Origin of the sequence: Corallococcus sp. AS-1-12 (genome assembly GCF_020036995.1) — a bacterium.
In the GTDB taxonomy this organism is placed as follows: Bacteria; Myxococcota; Myxococcia; order Myxococcales; family Myxococcaceae; genus Corallococcus.
On record NZ_JAIQDD010000079.1, the window covers coordinates 1 to 2,611 of the forward strand.

1 protein-coding gene is annotated in these 2,611 nt (G+C 65.8%); it reads right to left on the reverse strand.

The window, feature by feature from the left end; translation table 11 throughout:
* Window positions 1–12 precede the first annotated feature (12 nt).
* Window positions 13–2,118, reverse strand: a complete 2,106-nt coding sequence (locus tag K8556_RS38705) for a recombinase family protein (protein WP_223745155.1) — start codon at window positions 2,116–2,118, stop codon at window positions 13–15.
* Window positions 2,119–2,611 lie beyond the last annotated feature (493 nt).

Genomic DNA, 2,611 nt, shown 5'->3' on the forward strand with positions numbered 1-2,611 from the left:
GCAACGGGGGTTTCATTGTGCGTCACCTCTTCGGGATGTTGTCGGCTTCCGGCCGCCACGGCGGCAGTTCTTGGGTGCGGCCCGTGAGCTTGTGCGTCGGGTGCGAATCGCCTTTCGCACGGTGGGGGCCTGAAGGTCCTTGGTTCGAATCTGCCACGGCGCGTCCGACATGACCTGCTGTGCGGGCAGCACCCCACGCTGAATCAAGCCGCGAATCACCTGGCTCGGCACCCCGAGAGCCGCTGCGGCATCGCGCATCGTCAGCCAGTCCCCGTCCCCGCGCGCGGGGGCATAGCCGCATATTCGCGCCGTGCGCCGGTAGGAGGCGACGCGCCGCTCGGTCCATGGGTGGCCATGGCCCGTTCGGTGGCCGTCGCGGTTGAGTGCTGCCGCAATCTCCTCATCCGATTGCCTCCCCGCCTTCTCACGAATCAGCGTATCCGCGGCGGCCGAGGCACGTCGGCGGTGCTCGCCCGAGGCGGGCTTGCGCGCCCGGACCTCGGAATGCTGGCCTCCTCGCCAGTGGATAACGAGCACCACTTCGCGTGTGGCCTCATCCACATCCACGACAATCTCTTGGACCAAGGCGCGCACCAGGCGTTGCTTGATTGCGGCATCCGCCCTGGGTGAATGCCACGCGGCTCGCAGATTCTCCGCCAGGCGCAACAGTTCCTCTTCATAGGGGACATCTACGGGGCTTTTGCCGCTCTCGGTGAGACGCTGCTTACAGGCACTCAATTGAGCAAGCGCCGTGTTCCATCGTGCCTCCAACTCGGCGGCGACGAGCCGGTTGTCGGGGTCGACGGCCTCATAGCGGCGCTGGGCCAGACGCGCCTCATAGCGTGCCTGCTCGGTCTCCAGTTCTAGCGCGCGACGATGCTCGGCGTGTTGCTGTTGGGCGAGGTTCATGGCGGTGATGGTGGCCTCCACCGCCACTGGAGCGACAGCCTGCAGCACTTCGTTCGCCATGAGCTCGTCCGGCGTGGAAGCACCGAATGATATGCACGGCGCGGTACCATGGTTCTCATGGCCGCGACGGCAGGCATAGCGCGGACGCCGCGGAGCCAGTCCGGCGTACAGGACAAAAAGCATGCGTCCACATCGGCGGCAGCGCAGCAGACCAGCGAGCAGCGCCTGCCCCCCACGGCCTGCCTTGGCGCTGCCAGCGGGCCGACGGTGCGCGTTGCGTCGCAGCCGTTCCTGGTTGCGCTCGAAATCCACCCAGCGGATGTAACCCGCGTGATGCTCGCGCAGCAGCACGGCCCACCTCTCCATTGGCAGGGCGTGCCCGTAGCTCTTGGTGAGGCGGCCCTCGACGAGCGTAGTGCGGGCGGTCGATTTTCCGTAGGCATACGCGCCGGCATAGAATGGATTTTGGAGCACGCTGATGATGTTGCGGTAGGCCGGAGTCTCCCAGCGGTAGGGGGCGCCAGCTCGTTTGCCATCACCCGGCCTTGGGAACAGCACCCCCTCGCGGCACATGTGCTGGTGCACCTGTCGCGCACTCTCGAAGCGTTCGAAGAGTCGAAAGACTGTGCGGATAGCTTCCTGCACACGCCGGTCCGGCTCCATCTCGGGGACGGTTTTGTGCTCCCAACGGTATCCCACGGGTACGCCGAGGCGGTACTCACCGCGGCGCGCCTTGGCTTGCGCGCCCTCGACGAGCCGTCGGCGCATTAACGTCAGTTCGAACTCGCTGAGGGTGCCTTTAAGACCGAGGAGCAATCGGTCATTCGGCACGCTGGGGTCATAGGCCCCGTCAGAGTCAACGACGCGGGCGCCGACCAGACCGCAGAGTTCGAGAAGGTGATGCCACTCGCGGCCATTGCGCGCCAGTCGCGACGCTTCGAGGCAGAAGACCGCGCCGACCTCACCCTGACAAATTTGGGCAACGAGCGCATCGAAGCCTGGGCGAGCGACCATGCCGCTGGCCGAGCGCCCCAAGTCGTCATCAATGGTGACAACCTCGCGGAAGCCGTACGTCCGGGCGAGTTCCGCGAGCCCATACTGGCGGCGCTGGCTTTCGAGATTGTCTTGAACCTGCGCACTGGTGGATTGGCGGACGTAGACGACGGCACGCCGCTTGAGAAGCGCTTCAGGCAGTTCCGTGTGGTTCATCGCTGCCCTCCCCGTCGTCGGCGACGCTGGAACCTGGCTGTCGCACCGCGCTGAGCAGTAACTGGGCGAGTAGCAGCAGGATTTGAGGACGCTGGCTGTCGACGGCTCGGACGCTGGCTGACTTCGGACGGGGGCGCGACACGGGTTCCGCTCTCATTTCGTGGGAAGTACTCATTCCCGTCCAACACGCTGTCAGCGCCAGCGGCTGGGAAAGGCTCCTGCGCGAGCGCATCAAGAAGCCGTCGCAGGTCGCGCAGCGCCTCAAGAGAAACCTGAGGGGCACCGAACGTCAGAGCCGCGCAGGCGGCACGCTCAAGCATCCACGCTGGCACGACGGAGTGCGAGCCGTCAGGGAGCTCGCAGATAGCGACCTGCTCACTGCGGCGCTGCTCGCGGTACAGCACGGGCAAGCTCTGGCCTACCAGGGGATGCCATCGGTAATGCATCTGGGCAACTTCCCCAGAACCTGCGGCGGAATGAACGGGTCGTTGCC